The organism is Chlamydia sp. 16-02 (assembly GCF_042235055.1).
Lineage (GTDB): Bacteria > Chlamydiota > Chlamydiia > Chlamydiales > Chlamydiaceae > Chlamydia.
In genome coordinates, this window is sequence record NZ_CP114172.1 from 1003204 (window position 1) to 1020050 (window position 16847).

A 16847-nucleotide genomic window follows, 5' to 3' on the forward strand; every position below is an offset into this window, starting at 1 on the left:
AATAAAGGAATCATAAGGGAGTAGAATATATGCGGCAAGAAAATGATAGTTTAGGAATTGTGGAAGTCCCTGAAGATAAGTTATATGGCGCGCAAACGGCGCGTTCTCAAAAATATTTTTCCTGGGCTCCTGAGATTATGCCTCAAGAAGTTGTCCGTGCTTTAGTTAGGATTAAAAAATGTGCTGCTAAAGTAAACCGTGATCTAGGATTTTTAGATTCAAAATATTGTGATATGATTGTTTCTGCTGCTGCTGAGATTCTTGAAGGCAATTTTGACGAGCACTTTCCTTTAAAAGTGTGGCAAACGGGTAGCGGTACGCAATCCAACATGAACGTAAATGAGGTTATTGCTAATTTAGCTATTCAACGTCATGGAGGTGTTGTAGGTAGTAAAACACCAATACATCCTAATGATCATGTAAATAAATCCCAATCTTCTAACGATGTTTTCCCTACAGCTATGCATATTGCTGCGGTGATTAGTCTTAAGAAAAAGTTGATCCCCGCTATGGATCATCTGCAAAGGGTGTTAGATACTAAGGTTGCTGAATTTCGCGATTGTGTGAAGATAGGGAGAACACATTTAATGGACGCTGTTCCTATGACATTAGGACAGGAGTTTTCTGGCTATAGTAATCAGATACGTCAATGTTTAGAGAGGATTGCGTTTTCCCTTACACATATGTATGAGTTGGCTATAGGGGGAACTGCAGTGGGCACGGGATTGAATGTTCCTGATGGATTTATAGATAAAGTTATCCACTATTTACGTCAGGAAACAGGAGAGCCTTTCATTGTTGCATCAAATTATTTCTCAGCATTATCTAATCACGATACGCTAGTAAATGCTCATGGTGTTTTAGCTACTTTAGCTTGTTCTTTAACAAAAATAGCTACGGATCTGAGTTTTTTAGGATCGGGTCCTCGATGTGGTTTAGGAGAGTTACTATTTCCTGAGAATGAGCCGGGATCTTCAATAATGCCTGGTAAGATCAATCCTACACAATGCGAAGCTTTGCAAATGGTTTGTGCTCAAGTTATAGGAAATAATCAGGCAGTAATCATTGGTGGAAGCCGAGGAAATTTTGAACTCAATGTTATGAAACCATTGATAATTTATAATTTCTTACAATCTGTAGATATTCTTTCGGGGGCTATGCAAGCTTTTGCAGATTATTTTGTTTCAGGCTTGCGTGTGAACAAGTATCGTCTCAAAGAATATTTGGATAATTCTTTAATGCTTGTTACAGCATTAACTCCAGTTTTAGGATATGATAAATGTTCTAAAATGGCTTTAAAAGCTTTCCATGACAATATAGGTTTAAAGGAAGCATGTGTACAGATGGGATACCTATCTGCAGAAGAGTTCGATCGTCTTGTTGTTCCTGAATCTATGGTAGGGAAACATTAATGAGAGGATTTGCTCTCTAAATTAATCAAAGCTTGAGCAAATAAGAGAGCGCTCTTCGTATTCGAAAAAATATGATCAACACCGATAAGCTCATCTAAATGATAGCGTTTAAGATCACTTAGCGGTGTTTTTTTCACTCCTGCCAAAAGTAAAAGTGTTCCTTGACGATCACATTCTAGGAAGAACTCTTCTAGAGCATGCATAGCGGATGCGTCAATTGTGGGTACACGACTCATACATAGTATGAAAATTTTTGGGGGCTTTTCTATTTCATTGAGAAGATTTTTCAATCTATCAGCAATTCCAAAGAAGAAAGGACCATTGATCTCATAGATTTCCGTATGTGCAGGAACTTCAGATTTTGAAAATAGATCGTCATCTTTTGCCTGCTTGTTCTCATCAAAATATCTTGCTGTAGATATCACGTCAGAAAGATCACTCATCTGTTTCATGAATAAAAATGCGGCTAACATCATACCCACTTGCACTGCAGAGGTGATGGTTGTCATGACTGTAAGAATAAAGACAGTTAAGAGAACAACAACATCTTTCTTAGGAGCGGTGAATAAGTGAATAAAGTGATGGATTTCACTCATATTCCAAGCAATAAGAATAAGAACAGCAGCCAAACAAGTGAGGGGGATTTTTACTGTTAGCGGTGCTAAAGCTAAAAGAATAACACAGATAAAGGCTGAATGAATTAATCCTGCTACAGGAGTTGTAGCTCCAGATTTAATACTTGCTGCGGTTCTTGATAAGGAACCTGTTACAGGCATTCCAGCAAAGAATGATGTACCAATATTTGCAATACCTTGGGCGACAAGTTGGCAATTGGATTGATGTCTCCATCCTGTCATACCATCAGCAACTACAGCTGAAAGTAAAGTTTCAATACCGGAAAGAACAGCGATAGTTAAAGCATCCGGCATAAGCTGTAAAATTTTTGTCAGGCTAAGATGTGGGAATGAAGGCAAAGGTATCGATTGTGGAAGAGCTCCGTAACGACTACCAATCGTAGGAATATCGATTTTTAGCAACCACACTAGTGTTGAAGCTACGATAATAGCAATCATTACTCCTGGATATCTGGGCTTATAATTGCGGAAATAAATCATGATCAGTAGGGTAAACAACCCTACGGCAAAAGCTTTACTATCCCACGTCCATAGATAATCCCAGTAAGCTATCCATTTAGCAATAAAATCTGTGGGAACGCTATCTCCCATTTGTAGACCTAAAAAGTCTCTAATTTGAGAGGAAAAAATGATAACAGCTAAACCTGTTGTTAATCCCGTAACCACCGGATAGGGCATATATTTAATGAAAGTGCCAAGCCCAGTAAGTCCAAAAGCTACTAGGAATACCCCTCCCATTAGGGTGATTGTGAATAACCCCTCAACACCATATTTTGCTGAAATACAGTAAAGTATAGAGATGAAAGCACTTGTAGGTCCTGATATAAGAACACGGCTACCGCCTAAAGCAGAGGCTATAAAACCTCCAACGATCGAGGCTAGCAAACCTTGAATAGGGGATACGCCTACACCGATTGCAATAGCAATAGCGAACGGAAATGCTAGAACGCCTACAGTAAGTCCGGCTAAGAAATCTTTTTTAAATGTATTAAAGGTATAACCTTCCTTAATACAAGTATAAAGCTTGGGAACAAGATGTTTAAACGATAAGGCGACTTTCACTAGACTCCTAACGTGGATTCAGAACTAGAGAACTTTATTATTGTTCTGTTCTTTAGTATCTTTGTCAAATAGTTCGTTATGTTTATAGACGTTTTGTTTCGTCAAATCTAAGCTTCAAGAATATAGAATTGCTGTATAAAACGGTGCTAAATAACAAATTTTTGATTTTAGTATATAAAAAAGAAACGCTTTTCTTAATCTGGAAGGATTTTTCCTACTTTACCTAACCTGTAAATAGGAGTACACTAGTTCGTAGAATTATTTTTGAGGTCATTATGTTGAAATTCCAATTGTGTGCTCTGTTTTTATTTGGATATATCGCGATTGTTTTCGAGCATATTGTGCGAGTGAATAAATCTGCTGTAGCCTTAGCTATGGGAGGTTTGATGTGGCTAGTTTGTTTTTCTCATATGCAACATGCAGATCACATGATTCTAGCTGAAGAAATTGCTGATATGGCTCAGGTAATCTTTTTCTTATTCGCAGCGATGGCCATTGTTGAACTCATAGACGCACACAAGGGATTTTCAATTATAGTACGGTGTTGTTATATACAATCTAGAACTCTACTTCTTTGGGTGCTGATAGGGCTTTCTTTTTTCTTATCCGCTGCCTTGGATAATTTAACATCTATCATCATCATTATCTCTATTTTGAAGCGTTTGGTCAAGTCTCGAGAAGATCGCCTGCTTTTAGGAGCAATTTGCGTTATTAGTGTAAATGCTGGGGGGGCTTGGACTCCTTTAGGAGATGTAACGACAACAATGTTGTGGATTAATAATAAAGTGACTTCTTGGGGAATCATTCGTGCTTTATTTGTTCCTAGTTTAGTTTGTGTTCTTATAGCTGGAATTTGCGCACAATTTATGCTTAAGAAGAGAACCACAGGAATGATCTCTAAGGATGTTGAGATGGAGGGATCTCCTAAAAAAAGTGGTTTAATTATTTGTATTGGTTTGGGATCTTTATTGATGGTTCCGATTTGGAAAGCTTGTTTAGGTGTTCCACCATTTATTGGAGCTTTATTAGGACTCGGGCTTGTTTGGTTGGCTAGCGACTGGATTCATTCTCCCCATGGGGAAGATCGTTATCACTTACGTATTCCTCATATTTTAACGAAGATCGATATTTCCTCCATTACCTTCTTTATAGGTATCTTGTTGTCTGTTAATGCTTTGACTTTTTCTAATGTTCTTTCTGAACTTTCAATGAGCATGGACAGGATATTTTCTAGGAATGTTGTGGCTATTTTTATTGGTCTTATTTCAAGCGTATTGGATAATGTTCCCCTTGTTGCTGCGACTATGGGTATGTATCAAGTCCCATTGGACGATACTCTATGGAAGTTGATTGCTTATGCGGCAGGCACTGGGGGAAGTATTTTAATCATAGGATCGGCTGCTGGAGTTGCCTTCATGGGTATCGAGAAAGTTGATTTTCTATGGTATTTTAAAAAGATCTCTTGGATTGCACTAGCTAGCTATTTTGGTGGTCTTATTTCATATTTTATGCTCGAGCGCATTGCTATGTTGTTTTGAGTTGGTTGTCTTAGAGTTAAAAATTTTTTTTAAAAACTTTGTTTTAATAAAATCTTTATACCCCTATCATACCACCTCCTTATAAACATTCTCTATTTGGAAGAGAGGTAAATATGAAAGTGAAACAAATTACAACCTTGATTTGCTCCCTAGTATTAGGTTTTCAGATTTCAGGTTCTGCTAAGACTCTAGTTCAAAAAAATGCATGTTCAGACTTGGATTTTTTAGAACACTTACTTGATGTCAAATACGCTCCTAAAGAGTGGAAACATAAGCTTTTTCGTTGGAATTTGAAAGATTCAACGGATCAGGCGCGTTTAAGATTATGTATTGAGGAAAATCCTTCAACAAGCTATTGCCAAGGAGTTTTTGCGCAATATATCTCCGATTTAAATGACTTCCATGCTGGGATTACCTTCTTCCGTACAGAGAATTCTCATTTACCTTATACAGTCAAGTTAAGCAATTCTCATAGATGCTTTGTTGTCGACGTGCATACATATAGCTCAGATGTTTCTGTGGGAGATGAAATTTTAGAGATGGACGGCATGCCGATTATGGAGGTGATCGAAAGTGTACGTACCGGTAGAGGCGCTCCTTCTGATTATGCTGCAGCCGCACGAACACTTTTTTCTCGTTCTGCTGCCTTAGGCCAGCAAATTCCTATAGGAATAGCTACGTTAAAGGTTCGTCGTCCTAGCGGTTTGACACGTACGGTAAAAGTTAAATGGCGCCATACCCCTGAGCATATTCAGGATCTATCTTTAATAGCTCCTTTGGTAAAAGATCCAGTAATTGAGATGAGATCTGGCCGCGCTTTACCTTTAATATCTAATGCTTCTGAAAACTGCTTATTCACAAACGAAATGGTCCCCTATTTCTGGGGCGAACTACGTGAGCAATATAAACGTGGTTTAAATAGTGATTACAATATCGGAAGTAAAAAAGGTTTCTTCCCTGATTTCGGACATGTGACGTGGAGAGCTAAAAGTGGCCCCTACCATGCCTATGTATTCACATGTACAGATAATCGTGGACAATCTCACAATATTGGATTCCTTAGAATTTCTACATATTCTTGGACGGATATGGAAGACCGTAGTGTTATGAATATGGAATCCCCATGGAATGACTTCAGTGAGATCATAAGTGTTTTACAAGAGAAAACAGAAGCTTTGATTATTGATCAGACTAATAATCCAGGTGGTAGTGTATTCTATCTTTATGCGTTGATCTCTAGATTAACAGACACGCCTTTAGAAACACCTAGACATAGGATGATTTTAACCCAAAGTGAAGTTCAATCTGCAGTAAAATGGTTGAATCTTCTCGATGGTGTTGAAACTGACGAGCAAGCAAGAAATGCTCTCGGTGATGATATGGAAGGTTATCCTATCGATATGAATGCCGTAGGATATCTACAGACATTTTCTAATACCGTTTTAAAATGCTGGGCAAATGGAGATATTAATCTCTCTACACCTATGCCTTTATTAGGATTTGCTAAAGTGCACCCACATCCTGAGCATCGTTATACACATCCTATATGTGTCTTGATCAATCAGGAAGATTTCTCCTGTGGAGATTTATTCCCTGCGATTATGAAAGATAATAAGCGAGCCTTGATTGTAGGAATGACTACAGCAGGAGCTGGAGGTTTTGTCTTTAACGTAGAGTTTCCTAATAGAACAGGAATTAAAAGTTGTTCTTTAACTGGATCTCTAGCAGTAAGACCAGACGGTTCTTATATAGAGAATTTAGGAGTCTCTCCTCACGTATATTTAGATGTTACAGATATGGACGTACAAACAGGAAGATATTCTGATTACATTAATAATGTGAAAAGTTTAGTTCTTGATCTCATTGAGAAAGAAGCAGATAAAAATGCCTCTCATTCGGAAGAAAGATAAAATATAAGAACTAGGTCATAATAAATATAACAATATAAAAATCTTCTGTTATATTAATAACCTTTAGAAAAAGTAAAAAATCTTTTTCCAAAGGTTTTTTTTTATTAAGCATCATGCTCAAGTTTGGAGGTGAGGTGTATGCGTAGGGTTATATTAAGTAATCCTAGAGGATTTTGTGGTGGGGTAGTTCGTGCTATTCAAGTGGTAGAGGCTGCTTTAGAAAAATGGGGAGCCCCGATTTATGTGAAACATGAAATTGTTCATAACCGTCATGTGGTAGATGATCTCAAAAGGAGAGGGGCTATCTTTATTGAAGATCTTAGCGATGTTCCTTGTGGAGAAAAGGTTATCTATTCTGCTCACGGTATTCCTCCAGAAGTTCGTGAAGAAGCAAAGACTCGGAATCTTTTTGATATTGATGCAACTTGTGTTCTGGTAACTAAGATTCATTCCGCAGTTAAGCTTTATGCAAGTAAGGGTTATCAAATTATTTTGATAGGCAAGAAAAAGCATGTAGAGGTTATTGGGATTCGTGGAGAAGCTCCTGAAAGTGTTACGGTAGTGGAAAAGATGGAAGATGTTGCGAACCTTCCTTTCGGAGTAGAGATACCTTTATTTTTTGTGACTCAAACAACGTTGAGTTTGGATGATGTTGCTGAAATTACCCAAGCATTAAAAGTACGTTACCCGAATATTGTTACCTTACCTAGTTCTTCTGTATGTTATGCTACACAAAATCGCCAAGAAGCTTTACGTTCGGTGTTGCCTAAGGTAAACTTTGTTTATGTTATTGGAGATGTGCAAAGTTCAAACTCCAATCGTTTGCGAGAAGTTGCTGAAAAACGAAATATTCCCTCTAGATTAGTGAACAGCCCGGATCATATTTCTGATGAGATTTTGAATTATTCCGGTGATATTGCAATAACAGCAGGAGCATCAACTCCCGAGCATATTGTTCAATCTTGTATTTCTAGATTAAAAGAGTTAATACCCGATTTACAAATTGAAGAAGATATATTTGCTATAGAAGATGTCGTATTCCAACCGCCTAAAGAGCTTCGTAATTAAAAAGTCTTCATTTTTATATGTGTTGCGAGTAGGAATGCACAGAATAATGTTCTCTATTAGAGAATACATTTATTTATCCTTCTCGCTCTACATTAAATACCCAAAACTAATCGTATATGATCTAGCGAAGTTTTCTTATTCTTTATTGAGGAATCCCTACAAGAGATTACGTCGTTCACCGCAATCTTCATTACTAAAGGAGGGGAATGTTTATGGAGAAACTCCTTGGTCAGCATTAAATAAAGTGAGTAGGGAATTCGGAGTTACCTCTCAAGATATCGTTTATGATTTAGGTTGCGGATTAGGAAAGGTGTGTTTTTGGTTTTCCCATATTCTAAGATGTCAGGTTGTGGGTATAGATAATCAATCTAGTTTTATTAACTTCGCTTCTCGCATGCATAAGCTGTTATCTTTGCGGCCGACAATATTTTTTAAAGAATATTTTCATGAAACAGAACTATCACAGGCTTCTTGTGTCTATTTTTATGGTTCGTCGTATTCTTTGAAGGTATTGAAAGGTATTTTAATGGCTTTAGCAAAGTTAAAGTCAGGGAATATGGTCATCAGTATTTCCTTCCCTTTAGATTCTTTACCTGATGGGGATGCAATATTTTTCACAGAGAAAAGTTGTGATGTTACTTTTCCTTGGGGTAAGACAAAAGCATATAAAAATATACGAAAGTAAGTACGCTCTATTGATAAAGACTGCGAACAGCATCGTGTTCTGTTTGTAATACCTGTAATAAGAAATTATCCATGTTTTTCCAATGATCTTTCACCTCTTCGATAGAGCGGGTGATTTCGTCATGTTCCATACGGAATATCTCTTTATAATTTTCTGCAAATGTTCGTGACGCAGTTTCTTTCAACTCATAAATTTTTGATGAGGCTTCTGTAAGTTGCGATAATGAAGTACAAATTTTACCAGCGCCTTTAAAGAATGTTCGTGCTGTTGCTCCTTTCCATAATCCTGTATGTTTTTGGATAAATCCTAGAATGCGTTTTCCAGAAATTTCACCAATAATTGGAGTTGCCGCTCCTATAATACCTAAAGTTGCCGTAGCAATTCCTAACCATTGTGAAATCTTGGCTTGACTTTCATAACTTTCAATGAGCTCTTTAGCTTTTTCTAAAAGATGCTTTCTAGCTTCTAAACGAGAAAGATTATCTTGTTCTCTGCTATTCAACATGAGCTTCATAATTTCTGCACAGATTCTAAGAACATCCAAATTTGATACACGCATATGCATCAGAGAGCTGAGCTGTGCTTCTGTAAGAGCAAATTCAATAATCTCATCAGGTAAGCTACGCGACTGCGTATAGTGAGCAGACATTTGATTAGAAAGTTCTTCAATAGCGAAATCTCTTTTCTGTTTATGATGTTGTTGTTCTTGATCCTGACGTTCTTGCTGTCCTTGTTCTCCTTTTCCTTCTTCTCTTTCTTGAGATTTTGTATCGAGACGTGTTTCTGTAGTCTCTTTCTGTACATGGCTGAATAGCGCCATAGGACTGAGAGAAGATGTAGAAGGTTTTGGTGAAGATAGTGCAGATTTTGCAGCTTCTTCAGAAGTTCTAACAGTATCTTTCAGACTGTGTTCTTTTATGGTTTGTTTATCGTAAGTTTGAACTTCAACTTGTGCTGTACATAGGGTAATGGATGATTTTCCCCCTAAACCATCGTCTTTAGATTCCGGTAGATTTAAGACCAGTGTTGTTGTTTTTGTTATGGAATTTTCGTCTTTAGGAGCTAAGCAAGAGGAAAATCCCATACTTGCTTGTGCTTTTTGTTCTTTTACAGAAGCAAAAGACGAAGATTGGCTGGCTTGTCGCAAAGCAGGATTTTTATCAGAAGAGGAAAATGTATCTAGAGATTTTTGTGATGACAGATTCGGTAGAGATGAAGATTTCATCAACATACCATTCTTTGCCATTAAAGTTTCTGAGGGCGCAGGTTTATCTTGGGGAGGAAGTTGTGAAAATACCGATCCTGATTGATTCAGTAAACTTAAGCAAGTATCCGACATGGAACGTAAGATAGCCATTTGGCAACAATCAGGAACGCTAACCTCAGCATCGGTTGTTGAAGATGTCTCTGATCCCGATTCTATCATTAACAAATCAAGCTCGGCACTTTCTGAAGTTGTACTCGTTGTTGTTGAACAAGATGCTGTCATAACATTCCTTAAAAAAAAGAATTTATCTTAGAGCTTCCAGAAATGTTCTATCCATTTCTCTGCACAACTGTAACACGCGTGCGAGATTTTCGAAAGAATCATGAATACTTTCTATGAGTTCTTGAGTGCGAGCGAGGTAATCATCCCTTTCCAAACTTAATAATTCTATTTTTGTTTCAAGAGATACGTAGTGGGATTTAATTTTAAACAGACTGGATCGCACCCAAAGCATAGCTCCGCGTAAAAGACCTAAGGCTCCTTCTAGAGCAGGGCCTATACCTCGCATAGCCCCTTCTGCAAGTGGAGAAAGCCCAAGATTTTCTATGCTTAAAGTGGCTATAGAAAGTAAGGCAGCTATGACATAAAGAACAATTTGTACTATTTTCAATATCTTTTGTTTTAACTGCTTATTTTTCCCCGGGAGAAGTTTTTCAATAGCTTCCCAACCATTTAAAGCGTCTAATAAAGTTAGTGTTAAGGCGATAAGACCTGCAAGTAAACTTACCCAAGAGAAAACACCTCCGCCCATGACGATAGCAACGGAAGCTAATCCTATGGAGATCCATGGAGTAATCCACTCTACAATAGTAGCCAATGAACCCCAACGTTTTGCTTGTTCTTCTTTTTCTATAGATTTTTGGATTTGTTTTATGCGTTCTTCATGTGTTGCTTCTAACTCCCTTTGGGTCGTTTCCACACAATCTTTGTAGGATGCATAAGCAGAAAAATCTGAAAGTATCCCTTGTTTTGTCAAAAGGTAGCTTAGGGTAAATACACCAACAGAAGGAGGGCTAATAATAGGAACAACAGAAGCTGCTCGCGTTTTTTGATTTTTTTTGAATTTTTTAAAGAGACATTCTTGATGCTGCTGTTTTCCTGGATGCTCATCTTGTGATAATCCTTTACTATATTTTCCTTGTGGCGATTTTAGAGTTAGTCGATCTTCTTCTTTGCTGCGTAAATCAGCATCCCGAGAAGAAAGGAATTTCTCCTCAGATAGCATTTTGTGTTCCAAATCTTCTGTAGATTCACGGAAGATCTCAGTTCTTTCTAAATTATGTTGGGTTTTTGATTGTTCTTCAGATTGTTTAGGTGTAGGTGTGGATAGAGATTTATCAGAGGAAAGGCTTTTTTCAGAGGTCTTTTCCTGAGCTTTAGGCGTTATTAAATCTTTAAGAAGAGTTTTCATCGATTCTTTGGAATTTTTTTGTGAAAAAAGATTCCATGGTGAAGATGATGATGTCTGTTCTTTCCTTGGCAATTGTGACGCTAAAGAACTTCCGAAGTGTAAGATTTTTTCTCTAGAACTCGCAGGAGTTAGTTGTTTATGCCCAATAACCTGCCCTTCAGTTTTGATAAATAAGGTTTTACTAAGTTTATCTGTGAAGAACTTCTGTAGAGATTTTCCTGAGGATTCCGGAGCTAAAGTGATTGAATATTTTATACTAGATATTCCTTCAGATTGCTTAGGGCCATCTGGAATATAAGGCTGTTGATTTAAGAGAATCTCTGTAGATTGTGCTAGCCAGGAAGACATAGTCAGTTCCCTAGAGTTATGGGATTATGCATGGTTTTTTATATCCAAGATTTCTGCTTTTAGTTCTTGATAAAAGCTATGATGTTTCGCTCGTTCCCATGCAAGTTCTAACGCCTTACTTGCATCTTCATGTTGGTCCATAAGGGTATAACAGATATAGGCATAATAGTGAGGATAGGGATCTTTATCCCGTAATAATGCAGTCACAGCATAGGCATGTAAAGCTTGGGGATAAAGTTGGCTCATATGTAATGATGCTCCTAAAGAAAACCAAAATTTAGAGACAAAAGGATTAAAGAAGACTAACCAACGAAAAGTTTCACTACTCTCTTGGTATTCTCTATTCAGATAGGCGTTATAACCTTCTTTGTAGACACGTTCTAGTTCTTCAGAGGAAATTTTAAAGAGTTTTTGATATGTATCTAACGGAAGATCTTTACTTGGAAAATATCCTGACAAATAACTTTCTAAATCATCCGGAAAGGGATAATCTTCTTTGCTTGATGAAGCTATCTTTTCTAATAAATAAGCTAAATATGACATTACGGACGCAAATTGTAAATAAAGGTATCCATGAGTTCTTTAAGAAGTTTTAATACATTGGAGCGTGCCTGATGACATTGTGAGACTTCTTGAAGATGCCTTTGCATATCTGTCCGTTCAAGCTGTGTAATTTTCTCCATGTTTTCTTTGCGCATCTGAATATTTTCTTTCAGAAGCTTTTTCTCTTCTTCAGACCATTGCAACGTGTCTGTTATTGTTACTCCAAGTTTTTTAGCTTGATCTACGAGAGCTTTCATTTCTGAATTCTCTCTCCAATCAATAGCCCCCTTCTCAGAATTAATTTTAGAAATAAGTAACGTTAATGTATCCACATTATCGGTACGTTCTTTAACGCGCAGGTATAATTCTTGAGCTTCGGCTTCAGCTTGTCCAAGAATTCTTTCCATAAGTTTCATAAAACGTATAAACACGTTTTCAACTTTTGGAGTGGGAATTGGGGTAAATCCTTGTAGAGGAGTTGCTGCTGTGAAAAGTGCCATTGGAGATTGCACTTTTCTTTTAAATGTTTTCTCTTCCTCAACGTTAATTTCTCGAGCCTGCCGTACATCATTAAGATAGCGTAGATGTGCTATAGAGAGTTCAGGAGAAACTTCTTCAATTTCTTCGAAAGAAACCTTTGCTTTATATTTTTTGCCCTGACCTCTTCCTTGAGGATCATCTTCTTGATGTTGTCCTTCATGCTGTCGATCTTGTTTTTGATCTCGATTTTCGCGATCTTGTTTAGATTCTTGAGACTTTGTTGTGAAGATTTGCTGTTCTTTTTTCTCTGTGACAAAGGAACCATAGGACTGAGAAGAAACGTGCTCCCCATCCTTTTCCGTTCGAGATTGCTGAGGTGTTGTTGTATGAACAGCACGTTGTGCAGATTGTCCCAAGGTATGTTGTATTGAAGAATGAGTGGTAGGAGATCGAGAATCAGAAGCTTTCGCAGAGGAATAGCTAGTGGAGGCTTTCGAGGGTTGTTGTGATTCTTTTGGTGTCGCATATGTTTCTTTTGTAGATCTTGGCGCCACATCTTGGGGTTTGCATCCTTCTTGGGGAAGAAATTGTTCTTGTTTCCCTAAACTTGTTGGTTCTTCTTGTGTTTTCGGGTCTGCGGTTTCTAAAGCTTGTAGGAGATCAGAGATGAGTATCTCAACTTCAACGGTTTCCGGAGGAAGAAAAACAAGATTATGCGTGCAATCTTGTAAAGGATTAGTATTTTCTCCAGAAGTTGCAGAAATTTGTGCAAGAGCAAGAGCAGCAAGCGAACTTAGAGAGGCTGGCGTTGATCCTTCTGAAGTAAATACAGAAAGCGCAACATCTCCGGCTGCGGTTTTTAAAATGCTGGAAGATGTTGATGCTGAAGATGAAGAAGAGGCATCTTCCTTTAACGTCATGTTGGTAGATGGGACTGCTGAAGGCAGGGGAGTGTTCATACTAATTTTCGCACGAGTAAGTTATGGGGACATAGAAACGATGAAAATTATATAAAACCCCATTTTCCTGCAAGTTTGATTATAAAAGGGTTAGAGGATAGGAGAGAATACTCGAGAATATAGGGATTTTCTATTTACAAAAACAGTGATAGGAATCAAAATGAGTCTGCTAACCACCATAGAGTGTTTTTCTGCCCAGGTGGTGAAATTGGTAGACACGCTGGATTTAGGATCCAGTGCTTCGCGGCATGTAGGTTCAAGTCCTATCCTGGGCATTTCAACATCTCTTCTCTAGGAAAAATCATTAAATTCCCGTTCGTAGTAAAATAAAATCTAGAGTTTTAGATTTTTTTTGAGGAATTTTATGAAGAAAATGCTTCTAGTTTTCGCTTGTTTCCTAAGCTGTTGTTTTTCTGTGGCTTTTGGAGAAAATTCCCTTGCTTCGGAGTCTGTATCCTTAGTAAAGGCAGTGCCTGTATCGGGATTGCAATTTCAAGAGCAAAACGGTCATGTTCCTTATAGTTTCTACTATCCTTATGATTATGGATACTATTATCCTGAGACTTACGGAGGCTATACCGGAACATCACAGGGTAATGAAGATTGTTATTCTCGATTTGAGGACGGTACATTTTTCTATCATTGTGACTAGGGATTTCTTGGGTGATAGGAAAGAAAGTTTTCTACTAGGGCATCCGCAGCCACATGAGTATAGATTTCTGTAGAGGCAATACGGGAATGCCCGAGCATTTCTTGAATGACTCGGAGGTCTGCTTTATTGTCTAATAGATGTGTGGCAAAGGCATGTCTTAGGGAGTGTGGTGAGACGCGTTTATGGGTTACTTGCTTTGCGTAGTAATGGATTCTTCTCCATACACAGGAGCGCTCTAACTTACGCCCGCGTATAGAGAGAAATAGGTGATGTTCTTCTGGATTTTTCTTTTGAAAGTTCTCTCGAAAAGGACACAGATAGGTATCGATAGTTTCACAAGCGAGTTTCCCTAGAGGAACAAGTCGTGTTTTAGAACCTTTCCCGGTAACACGTAGAAAATCATCACTAACGTCACCAATGCATAAACCACAGAGTTCGGATACGCGAATACCTGTGGAATATAGTGTATGGAGCATAGCGGTATCTCTAGCAGAAATGATAGGAGAAATTTTGGTTTGTTGAGGAGCAGATAAAAGAGCATCAACTTCTTTCGGCGTTAAAACAGAGGGAAGGCGTTTCCAAATTTTTGGATGTTCGATAAGAGGAGGATGATCAAGAAGCTTTGCCTCTTTAAGAAATCGAAAAAATACTTTTAAGGCAATCAGACGACGCGCTAAAGTAGACTCGGCTTCTTTGCGTTTATGTAGCTGACGAACAAACAGATGTACGCTATCTTGAGAAATTTCTTTGGTTGATGTAATGGCACTTATTTTTAGGAATAAGGTAATGTCCTGACAATATGCAGAAATAGAATTGCGGCAAAGACCGCGATCTACCGAGAGAAAAAGAACAAATTTTTCAAGGATAACATCACAAAACTGGGCTGAGGTCATAAAATCTAACTTCGGCTGGTATAGTTTTGAGTATAGATATTTAGATAGTTTTTAAGCTAGGACGAGGTAGACAATGGATAGAAAAGGCTTTTTAGAGAGCTCCTCAACAAAGATATTGCAAGATTTGGCTATGGCGCCTATAGATTTGACAATTCCTGGAGTAATTTCTAAAGAGCGTATAGAGAGGTTTTCCTTGTCTGTAGAAGGTTTTACATTAAGTTACGCTACGGAACGTATCGATGAGGGTATTTTATCCGCATTAACGGATTTGACTTCTGAACGTGGTCTTATCGAATCTATGCAGGCAATGCAAAATGGAGAAGTTGTTAACTATATTGATAACTTCCCTAGCGAATCTCGACCTGCTTTACATACCGCGACGCGTGCATGGGTTAAGGAAATTCCTCTAAAAGGTAATGCCGAGGATATTTCTTTAAGATCAAAAATCGAAGCACAACGTTTAAAAGATTTTCTTAATAAATATAGGGATGCCTTTACAACTATTGTACAAATTGGAATAGGAGGTTCCGAACTTGGGCCTAAAGCTTTACATTGTGCTTTAAAAGGCTGTTGTCCATCAGATAAGAGAGTGTATTTCGTCTCCAATGTAGATCCCGATAATGCCGCAGAAGTTTTACAAGAGATAGATTGCGCAAAGACTTTGGTTGTTACTGTATCGAAATCAGGAACCACATTAGAGACTGCTGTTAATGAAGAATTACTAGCGGACCATTTCTTAAAACAAGGATTGAGTTTTCGAGAGCATTTTATTGCTGTTACCTGCGAGGGTAGCCCTATGGATGATACAGATAAATATCTTGAAGTTTTCCATATTTGGGATAGCATCGGAGGACGCTATTCCTCTACATCTATGGTTGGTGGAGTTGTTTTAGGCTTTGCCTATGGCTTTGATATGTTTTTACAGCTCCTTGAAGGAGCTGCAGCTATGGATTTGGCAGCTTTAGAACCTCATATGAGTCAGAATCTTCCTTTATTATCAGCAATGTTAGGGATTTGGAATCGTAATTTCTTACGTTATCCTACTTCTGTTGTAGTTCCCTATGCTACAGGACTGGAATATTTTCCTGCGCATTTACAGCAATGCGGTATGGAATCTAATGGAAAGAGTGTTGCTCAGACTGGAGAAATAATAAGCTTTTCCACAAGTCCCATTATTTGGGGTGAGGCGGGAACAAATAGCCAACACTCTTTTTTTCAATGCCTTCATCAAGGTAGTGATATCGTGCCTGTAGAATTCATTGGTTTTCTCGAAAATCAAAGAGGAAAGGATATCGTTATAGCTGGATCGAGTTCTTCTCAAAAGCTTTTCGCTAATATGGTAGCCCAGTCGATAGCCTTAGCAAAAGGACGGGAAAATACTAATCCAAATAAAAATTTTAGAGGAAATCGTCCTTCCTCGATTCTTGTGTCTGAGAGACTCACTCCCTATACTATGGGAGCACTTTTAGCCTTCTATGAACATAAAATAGTCTTTCAGGGTTTTTGCTGGGGAATTAACTCCTTCGATCAAGAAGGAGTTACCCTGGGGAAAGACCTAGCAAACCAGGTCTTACAGGTTATGCAGGGGGAAGGAAAAGAAGGAGGCCTTCTTGAAGCTGAAGCGTTGTTAAGACTTTTTAATGATACTAAAAAATAAAAATACCCAACTCTAGGGATTTGAAGGAGATAAAACTCGTTTTCTCTCAATATTTTAATAGTTTTTATGGTATAATTAGCATTTTCATTTTCTAAGCGATGGATGAAACGCTATGTTTTTTATTCGTGTGCGTTCAGTAGGATTTTTGGATATTCACGGTGTTTTATTTACTCGGAAGGGAGAACAGGTCATCAAATCCGGTACGGGAGTTTGGGTGGGGGCTCGAGGAGCTGTTTTCTATCGTATAGCCTTTTAGACTTTTTGATTATCATTTTTTTAATTTGCAACTGTTTTTAAAAAGCAGTAATGTTTCTTTTTGTCTTTTTT

The 16847-nt window shown here is 37.9% G+C and carries 14 protein-coding genes and 1 tRNA gene; 9 read left to right on the forward strand and 6 right to left on the reverse strand.

What is annotated here, in order from left to right; translation table 11 throughout:
* The first annotated feature begins 29 nt into the window (after positions 1–29).
* Complete coding sequence (gene fumC, locus O1W70_RS04340) at positions 30–1412, forward strand: class II fumarate hydratase (RefSeq protein ID WP_332381626.1); 1383 nt, start codon at positions 30–32, stop codon at positions 1410–1412.
* On the opposite strand, the gene O1W70_RS04345 is transcribed toward fumC, so the two are convergent.
* Positions 1409–3109, reverse strand: a complete 1701-nt coding sequence (locus tag O1W70_RS04345) for a solute carrier family 26 protein (RefSeq protein WP_332381625.1) — start codon at positions 3107–3109, stop codon at positions 1409–1411. The two genes, fumC and O1W70_RS04345, sit on opposite strands and share 4 nt — an antisense overlap.
* 275 nt (positions 3110–3384) lie before the next feature.
* Between O1W70_RS04345 and O1W70_RS04350 the strand changes: the two genes are divergently transcribed.
* The 4 genes from O1W70_RS04350 to O1W70_RS04365 all read left to right on the forward strand — a co-directional run bounded on the left by O1W70_RS04350 (position 3385) and on the right by O1W70_RS04365 (position 8310).
* Complete coding sequence (locus O1W70_RS04350; RefSeq protein ID WP_332381624.1) at positions 3385–4647, forward strand: NhaD family Na+:H+ antiporter; 1263 nt, start codon at positions 3385–3387, stop codon at positions 4645–4647.
* Positions 4648–4760: 113 nt separating this feature from the next.
* Positions 4761–6557, forward strand: coding sequence for a protease-like activity factor CPAF (locus O1W70_RS04355; protein ID WP_332381623.1), 1797 nt, complete (start codon positions 4761–4763; stop codon positions 6555–6557).
* 138 nt (positions 6558–6695) lie between these two features.
* Positions 6696–7625, forward strand: coding sequence for a 4-hydroxy-3-methylbut-2-enyl diphosphate reductase (gene ispH, locus O1W70_RS04360; RefSeq protein WP_332381622.1), 930 nt, complete (start codon positions 6696–6698; stop codon positions 7623–7625).
* Entirely contained in the window at positions 7588–8310 is a 723-nt protein-coding gene (locus O1W70_RS04365; protein WP_332381621.1) for a class I SAM-dependent methyltransferase, read from the forward strand. The genes ispH and O1W70_RS04365 overlap by 38 nt, the downstream gene beginning before the upstream one ends.
* 7 nt (positions 8311–8317) lie before the next feature.
* Here O1W70_RS04365 and O1W70_RS04370 read toward each other — a convergent pair whose 3' ends face one another.
* From O1W70_RS04370 to O1W70_RS04385, 4 genes are read right to left on the reverse strand one after another with little or no spacing between them, the layout of a single operon-like run.
* Positions 8318–9799 carry a hypothetical protein gene (locus tag O1W70_RS04370; protein ID WP_332381620.1) on the reverse strand — a complete coding sequence of 494 codons (1482 nt, stop codon included), beginning with the start codon at positions 9797–9799 and terminating at the stop codon, positions 8318–8320.
* Positions 9800–9821: 22 nt separating this feature from the next.
* Positions 9822–11336 (reverse strand): hypothetical protein, encoded by a 1515-nt coding sequence (locus tag O1W70_RS04375; protein ID WP_332381619.1) that lies wholly within the window; start codon positions 11334–11336, stop codon positions 9822–9824.
* A 24-nt stretch (positions 11337–11360) separates the two neighbouring features.
* Positions 11361–11879: a SycD/LcrH family type III secretion system chaperone gene (locus O1W70_RS04380; protein ID WP_332381618.1), complete on the reverse strand. Its 519-nt coding sequence runs from the start codon at positions 11877–11879 to the stop codon at positions 11361–11363.
* Complete coding sequence (locus O1W70_RS04385; protein ID WP_332381617.1) at positions 11879–13318, reverse strand: hypothetical protein; 1440 nt, start codon at positions 13316–13318, stop codon at positions 11879–11881. Before O1W70_RS04385 ends, O1W70_RS04380 begins: the two co-directional genes overlap by 1 nt.
* A gap of 193 nt (positions 13319–13511) precedes the next feature.
* Between O1W70_RS04385 and O1W70_RS04390 the strand changes: the two genes are divergently transcribed.
* Both O1W70_RS04390 and O1W70_RS04395 read left to right on the forward strand, forming a co-directional pair.
* Positions 13512–13593, forward strand: a tRNA-Leu gene (locus tag O1W70_RS04390).
* A gap of 89 nt (positions 13594–13682) precedes the next feature.
* Positions 13683–13970: a hypothetical protein gene (locus O1W70_RS04395; RefSeq protein WP_332381616.1), complete on the forward strand. Its 288-nt coding sequence runs from the start codon at positions 13683–13685 to the stop codon at positions 13968–13970.
* Here O1W70_RS04395 and O1W70_RS04400 read toward each other — a convergent pair.
* Entirely contained in the window at positions 13967–14863 is an 897-nt protein-coding gene (locus tag O1W70_RS04400) for a site-specific tyrosine recombinase XerD (RefSeq protein ID WP_332381615.1), read from the reverse strand. The genes O1W70_RS04395 and O1W70_RS04400 overlap by 4 nt on opposite strands.
* Positions 14864–14936: 73 nt before the next feature.
* On the opposite strand from O1W70_RS04400, the gene O1W70_RS04405 reads away from it, so the two are divergent.
* Positions 14937–16520 (forward strand): glucose-6-phosphate isomerase, encoded by a 1584-nt coding sequence (locus tag O1W70_RS04405; RefSeq protein ID WP_332381614.1) that lies wholly within the window; start codon positions 14937–14939, stop codon positions 16518–16520.
* 112 nt (positions 16521–16632) lie between these two features.
* Entirely contained in the window at positions 16633–16776 is a 144-nt protein-coding gene (ltuA, locus tag O1W70_RS04410) for a protein LtuA (RefSeq protein ID WP_332381613.1), read from the forward strand.
* Positions 16777–16847 lie beyond the last annotated feature (71 nt).

Excerpts from the sequence above, each read along its gene's own strand:
- fumC (WP_332381626.1), top strand. The coding sequence starts at position 30 with ATGCGGCAAGAAAATGATAGTTTAGGAATTGTGGAAGTCCCTGAAGAT.
- O1W70_RS04350 (WP_332381624.1), top strand. The coding sequence starts at position 3,385 with ATGTTGAAATTCCAATTGTGTGCTCTGTTTTTATTTGGATATATCGCG.
- O1W70_RS04355 (WP_332381623.1), top strand. The coding sequence starts at position 4,761 with ATGAAAGTGAAACAAATTACAACCTTGATTTGCTCCCTAGTATTAGGT.
- ispH (WP_332381622.1), top strand. The coding sequence starts at position 6,696 with ATGCGTAGGGTTATATTAAGTAATCCTAGAGGATTTTGTGGTGGGGTA.
- O1W70_RS04365 (WP_332381621.1), top strand. The coding sequence starts at position 7,588 with ATGTCGTATTCCAACCGCCTAAAGAGCTTCGTAATTAAAAAGTCTTCA.
- O1W70_RS04370 (WP_332381620.1), bottom strand. The coding sequence starts at position 9,799 with ATGACAGCATCTTGTTCAACAACAACGAGTACAACTTCAGAAAGTGCC.
- O1W70_RS04375 (WP_332381619.1), bottom strand. The coding sequence starts at position 11,336 with ATGTCTTCCTGGCTAGCACAATCTACAGAGATTCTCTTAAATCAACAG.
- O1W70_RS04380 (WP_332381618.1), bottom strand. The coding sequence starts at position 11,879 with ATGTCATATTTAGCTTATTTATTAGAAAAGATAGCTTCATCAAGCAAA.
- O1W70_RS04385 (WP_332381617.1), bottom strand. The coding sequence starts at position 13,318 with ATGAACACTCCCCTGCCTTCAGCAGTCCCATCTACCAACATGACGTTA.
- O1W70_RS04395 (WP_332381616.1), top strand. The coding sequence starts at position 13,683 with ATGAAGAAAATGCTTCTAGTTTTCGCTTGTTTCCTAAGCTGTTGTTTT.
- O1W70_RS04400 (WP_332381615.1), bottom strand. The coding sequence starts at position 14,863 with ATGACCTCAGCCCAGTTTTGTGATGTTATCCTTGAAAAATTTGTTCTT.
- O1W70_RS04405 (WP_332381614.1), top strand. The coding sequence starts at position 14,937 with ATGGATAGAAAAGGCTTTTTAGAGAGCTCCTCAACAAAGATATTGCAA.
- ltuA (WP_332381613.1), top strand. The coding sequence starts at position 16,633 with ATGTTTTTTATTCGTGTGCGTTCAGTAGGATTTTTGGATATTCACGGT.